At 73.0% G+C, this 5,813-nt stretch carries 5 protein-coding genes; all 5 read right to left on the bottom strand.

Going from position 1 to position 5,813, the window contains the following annotated elements:
* Positions 1-114: 114 nt before the first annotated feature.
* The gene (locus ACOJTC_RS17195; RefSeq protein WP_420117644.1) at positions 115-1,944 is read right to left on the bottom strand and encodes a hypothetical protein; all 1,830 of its coding nucleotides are present in this window, start codon (positions 1,942-1,944) and stop codon (positions 115-117) included.
* A gap of 90 nt (positions 1,945-2,034) precedes the next feature.
* Positions 2,035-2,997 carry a sulfotransferase domain-containing protein gene (locus ACOJTC_RS17200; protein ID WP_420117641.1) on the bottom strand — a complete coding sequence of 321 codons (963 nt, stop codon included), beginning with the start codon at positions 2,995-2,997 and terminating at the stop codon, positions 2,035-2,037.
* Positions 2,998-3,023: 26 nt separating this feature from the next.
* Positions 3,024-3,848 (bottom strand): alpha/beta fold hydrolase, encoded by an 825-nt coding sequence (locus ACOJTC_RS17205; RefSeq protein ID WP_420117642.1) that lies wholly within the window; start codon positions 3,846-3,848, stop codon positions 3,024-3,026.
* Positions 3,849-3,850: 2 nt separating this feature from the next.
* Positions 3,851-4,159, bottom strand: coding sequence for an acyl carrier protein (locus tag ACOJTC_RS17210; RefSeq protein ID WP_204923167.1), 309 nt, complete (start codon positions 4,157-4,159; stop codon positions 3,851-3,853).
* A 59-nt stretch (positions 4,160-4,218) separates the two neighbouring features.
* Positions 4,219-5,813, bottom strand: a 1,595-nt coding sequence (locus ACOJTC_RS17215) for a 4'-phosphopantetheinyl transferase superfamily protein (protein ID WP_420117643.1), incomplete at its 5' end; no start/stop codon positions are given.

The following is a 5,813-nucleotide window of genomic DNA, read 5'->3' on the forward strand; positions in this document are numbered from 1 at the left end:
ACGGTCCGGGCCGCGCCTGGCTTCGGCACGGGGCGCGCGCCACCCCCCGCGCGGGGGCGGGCGGGGGCCGCGGGCCCGGCGACGACGCTGTCGCCGGGCCGGCGTCCCGCCAGCTCAGTAGCCCCGCAGCCGGAGCAGCTCCCAACCACCCTCGGGCACGTCGTCCGTCGGGTCGGCCCGCAGGTTCATCGGGTTCGCCATGCCCAGGTAGAGCGTCGGGCCGTCGGCGACCATGTTGCGGATGCCGTAGTTCAGGTAGTTGCCCAACCCGGTATTGTCCACCGTCGTCGCCGCCTTCGTCGGCGACGAGAAGGCGTACAGGTCACCGCCGTAGACCGCCTCCGGCAGGGCGCTCGCGCGCATCCCGGCCGCGTCCATCGGCGCGCGGGCCAGGTCGTCGGCCAGCGCCGGTGACAGGCCCAGCTCGGCGGCGGTCTCCTTGCCCAGCTCCTTGGCCAGGTAGCTCCAGTCCATCGTGCCGACGTACAGCTTCCCGCCGGCCACCACCATCTTCCAGGTGTAGTTGTTGTACGGGTTGCCGAAACCGGGCGGCCCGAACTTCGGCGTCTGGTGCGTCGACTGCAACGCCCACGCCCCGGCCCCGTTGTTGGCCGTCGGGTCGTACGCGGGCAGCTCCGTCGCGCCGTACAACAGGTCGACCTTCTCGAAGTGGGAGCCGAAGTTGCGGCCCCGGTAGATGCTGATCGACCGCTGGGTGTTCTGGATGGTGGCCTGGGCCGCCGCCTCGTCCGCCGGCGGGTAGGTCGCCATGTGCACCGTGGTCGCCTTCATCGGCACGTGCATCGTGCCCCAGTAGAGGAAACCGCCGTAGGAGGCCAGGCCGCCCAGGGCGTAGGCGCGGGCCACCACCGGGTCCGGCTCGTACTCCGACACGTTCCACACCTGCTGCCAGCCGTCGGCGTCCTCCGGGTTCAGCCCCGGCGCGCCCGACGCGAGCGGCGGGCTCATCCAGACCGCCGCGATGCTCGGCGGCGGCGCGGCGGCACCGGCGGTCGGGCCGGCCAGCTCGGCGTCCGAGCCCGGCCAGGTGGTCACGAACAGCCGCCCCTGGTGGACGGTGAGGTCGGCGGCCTGCGCCGGCAGGTTCGCCACCACCGTGAACGCGAACGGGTCGGACTTGCTGCCCGTCCAACGCAGCACGTTGCCGCGCTCGCCACCGTTCGCGCCGACGCCCACCCCGGCGTACAGGGCGTCACCGGCCACCGTGAAGTGCCGGATGTTGCCGTACATCGGGAAGTTGCGGGAGCCGAGGAACGCGCCCGTGTCGGTGTCGAACGCGAACAGGTTGACGCTGGTGCCCAGCGCCGGGCCGCCCAGCAGGGCCACCCCGTTGAAGTTGCCGGCCGCCCGGATGCCCGCGGTGGTCTGCAACCGGTTGGCGTCCTCGGTGGAGGCCGCCTTCACCAGGTCGGTCTTCTCGACCAGCTTGTTGGCGCGGGTGTCGTAGGTGTAGAGGCGCGGCTGCCGGTGGTCGCCGAGGATCGGCGGCAGCTGCGGGTTGCGCTTGGCGACCTGGCTCTCGCCGTACTCGCAGACCCAGTCGTCGTTGACCGTCGGCGTGGTGTTGCGCAGGGCCCGGCCGCTGGTCAGGCAGTTGACGTTCGCTCCGGTGCCGAACCACAGCATCTTGCCGGCCCGGGTCATCCCCCACAGGTACGCCTGGTTGACCTTGGCCTTGCCGTCGGCGCACGGCGGCCCGGCCGGGTACGGCAGCCCGATCCCGGCGAAGCACTCGTCCGGCTGGGCCTTGGCGAGCAGTTGCGGACTGCTCTGCTGCGCGCCGGCCGCGCTGGCCGCGCTGCCGGGGTCGGCGGCGTCGAGTGGCGCACCGAGCGCCGCCGAGGGAACCGCCAACACCGACCCGAGCCCGAGTACGGCGACGGCGGTCGACAACCGCCGTGCGGAGAACCGGAGTGGATTCACCAACAATCTCTCTTTCGCAGGAAGGTGGACACCCGTTACCGGGCCCGGCGGAGGCGGACCCGGGAACGGGCAGGGACACACAGGGACCGCTCAGACGGCGGCCGGCAACTTCCGGGGAGCCGGGGCGACGACGCGCGACGCCATCCGCTCGGCCCACCCGGACGGGTCGGGGAAGTCCAGGAACCGGCCGAGCCCGGTCAGCTCGGCCACCGGGTCGGCGACCAGGTCCTCGTAGGACATGCGCAGCAGGTGCTCCGGGGGCACGTCCCGCAGCGCCTGGTCGGCCTGGCTGCTCATGAAGGCGCACAACCCGAGGTAGCGGCGCAGGTCCTGACCCCGCTCGCGCAGCGCGTCGGCGGTCAGCCGGTCCGGCAGGTACGGCTGGAGGTCCTCCGGCACGGTCTGGTCCGCGCCCACCCGGAACGGGTCCAGCCCGCACCGGCCGAGGAACTCCACCCGCAACTGGATGAGCTGGAACGACGAGTGCCGGCTCATCGACCGGGCGGTGTCCTCCCAGTTGCGGGTCAGGTAGACGACCTTGCAGTCCGGGAAGCCCCGCAGCAGGTACGGCGCCACGTGGCTGGAGCCGCCGGAGCGTTCCACCCACCGGGTCTTGCCGGTCAGCACGGCGAGCAGGTCGAGGAAGTCGTGGTGGTGCTGGGCCACCGTCTGGGTGCGGAACTGCGGCACCCGCTCGGCGAGCTGGTCGAACAACGCGTCCGGGTCGGCGGTCAGCTTCGACAGGGTGATCGCCAGGATGCGCGGCAGCTCGGTCAGCCGGTCGGCCCACCGGCCCGCGGCCGGGTAGCGGACCTCCTTGGGCGGCAGCCCGATCCGGAACAGGGTGGACAGCTCCGCCTTGGGGCTGGCCAGCACCGCCCAGTACTCGGCACCGGTGAGCACCTCGGCGCTGCGGGCCCACGGCGCGACCGACATGAAGAACTCCTGGGCCGACAGGGTGTCCGGCTCCTCGTGGATCAGGTCGGACAACAGCGTGGATCCGCACCGACCGTTGCTGATGATGATCGACCGGCCGGTGATCGGGGTGTCCATCGGAAGACCTCCTGGGTGTCGCGTCGTCATGCGGTGGTGGATTGGGTCACGTCGAGCGAGCAGTCCTCGGCGAGCCAGGCGAAGACCAGCCGGCGGACCTCCTCCGGCCGGTCGATCAGCACCGTGTGCCGCTGGTCGGGCAGCACCTCCACCCGGGTCTGCGGCAGCAGTTCGCGGACCGCCGGGGCCAGCTCCACCACCGCCGAGTCCCCGCCGTAGAGGCAGAGCACCGGGCAGCCGATCGCGGCCAACGCCCCGGCGGGCGGCAGCGGGCTCGCCGGCAGCTCCTGCGCCAGCGTGGTGTCGGAGAGCATCCGCTGCGTCTCGGCGGCCCGTTGCGCGGCGACCCGGCCCCGCCGCACCCCGATCTCGGTGACCGCCCCGTCGCGGGGCAGCCTCGCGGCGACGCGGGCGAGCCGCTCGCGGACCCGCCGCATCCACTCCGGGGTCGGCGGCGCCGACTCGATCGTCACGATGCCGGCGACCCGCTCCGGATGCCGGGCGGCGTAGCCGAAGGCGATGGTGCCGCCGAACGAGTTGCCCAGCAACAGCAGCGGACCGGTGACGTCCTGGGCGGCCAGCAGCCCCGCCAGGTCGTCGACGAAGTCGTCCAGGGCGTACCCGGTGGCGGGACGGTCGCTGCGCCCGTGGCCGCGCAGGTCGTACAGGACGGTCGGGAAACCGGCCCGGGACAACGGCTCGGCCAGGGTGAAGTACCAGCTCGCCATGGTGTCCGACGCCATCCCGTGGATCAGCACGGCGGTCGGCGTCGGCCCGGTCCGGCCGTCGGCGGCCGGACCGGGGGGATCGAGCCGCTGCGTGTGCAGCGTGATCCCGTTCGCCCGGACCATGGTCACCGGCTGCCCGCCCCGACCTCGTCGGCCTGCCCCAACGACTCGGCGATGTGCGTCACGAGCTGCCCGACCTTCAACTCCCGGACGGTCTCCAGGTCGAGCTTGGCGACGAAGTGGGCGAAGTTCACCGTGTCGCCGTAGCGGGACTGGAGCCGGCCGGCGAGCGCGACCACGTCGATGCTCTCCATGCCCAGGTCCTCGGAGAACGTGGTGTCCATGGTGACCACCTGGTCGTCCGCGAAGTCGCCCAGCACGGCGTCGATCATCTCGGTGAGGTCGGCGAGGATGGTGTCCTGGGCCGAGGGCATGGGCGTTGCTCCTTCTGCTGATCGGATGGGTTGGGCGGTGCTGCGTTCCGGGTGCCGGCTCACGGCCGGGACACCCCGGGCGGGGTGGCGGGTGCCGGCTCCGGCCCCCAGGTCCAGGCGACGACGTACCGGCGCGGCGGCAGGTCCTCGGGGTTGGCGACGTCACGGTGGCCGACCCGGTAGGCCCGACCACCGATCTCGACGGTCAGCCCCGAGTCGGTGGCCGAGTAGACCCGGAACCGGCGCGGCGAGCCGTCCAGCCCGGTCCCCTCGGCCTTGGCGACCGCCTCCTTGGCGGCCCAGAACCGGGTGAACCACAGCCGGCGGGCCTCGACGTTCCCGCCGGCCAGCGAGGCCAGCAGGGTCAACTCGGCCGGGGTGAGGGCGAAGGTGAGGGTACTCTCCGGGTGGTCGGTGACCTCCGCGACGTCGATGCCGACGCCGGGGCCCCCGGGCACCGCGTCGGGTGCCCGGCGGCGGGCGATCGCCACCCCGATCTCCGCGCAGTGCGCCAGGGAGACGTCGCAGTCGCCGAGCCCCCGACCGGGCCGTCCGCGTACCCAGGGCCGGCCGTCCGGGTCGTTGCCGACGGTCAGCTCGATCGGGTAGATGTCGGTGTGGCCGTCCTCCCACAGCCGGGCCCGGACCGCGTCCTTGGCGGCGATCCGGCCCAGCATCCACTGCTTGCGGGTCTTGGCCGGCTGCCGCTCGTAGTCGGCGTAGGCGGCCCCGCCGAGGATGCCCCGGGCGGCCATGCCCCGGGTGACCAGGTCGGTCCAGCAGTCGAAGGCCATCGTCCAGCCCTCGGGCTGCAACAGCGACATCGGGTGCCGCTCGGGGAACCGCTCCGCGACCCGGGCCTGCGGGTGGCTGTCGAACCGGCGGTCCGTCGCGCCCTCGATCTCCGACCACACCCGCCCCTGGTAGCTGAGCTGGGTGTCGGCGACGAGTTTCCCGTCGTCGATGGCGCGGACCCGGGCGACGCACTCGAACGCCCGGCCGGCCGGCGGCGGCGGCCCGTAGAACCGCACCTGACCGAGCCCCACCGGCAGCGCCACCGTGCGGAACGGCTGGGTGGTGATCAGCCAGTTGCCGATGAGCTGCAGGGCGTTGTCCAGCAGCGCCCCCGGTGGCACCGGCGCGGTGACGATGCCGCGTACGTGCATGTCGCCGAGCGCGTGCACCTCGGTCACGCCCTGGAACTGCGGCCCGTGGAACATCAGCCGCTCCGCGTACATCTCGGCGGCGCCGAGGGTCGGCGGGCGTTCGGTGGCCGGGTCGTGGGTCCAGACCGGCGGCGGCGTCGGGTACGCCGTGCCGACCTCGATCGTCGCCCGGGCGTACCCGGCGAAGGCGACCGAGGACCGGTTCGGGCCGGCGGTGCGGACCACGATCTCCACGTCGGTGGCCGGTTCGGCGATCAGCCACCTGTTGAACTTCGCGTCGTGCACCGCCACCACCGGGACGCCGGGCACGAGCTGCTCCACCGCCTCCATCATGTGCGCGACCAGGGCGGTCGCCGGCACCACCGGCCACCGGTCCTCCGGGTCCGGCCAGTCGTCGGGCTGCACGAAGAAGCAGTGGTCCAGCAGGTACGGCATGGTGTCCAGGGAGATCCGCCGGATGATCCGGCCGACCTCCGTACCGGCCGCGC

Source organism: Micromonospora sp. (assembly GCF_048594385.1).
Taxonomy (GTDB): Bacteria; Actinomycetota; Actinomycetes; order Mycobacteriales; family Micromonosporaceae; genus Micromonospora; species Micromonospora wenchangensis.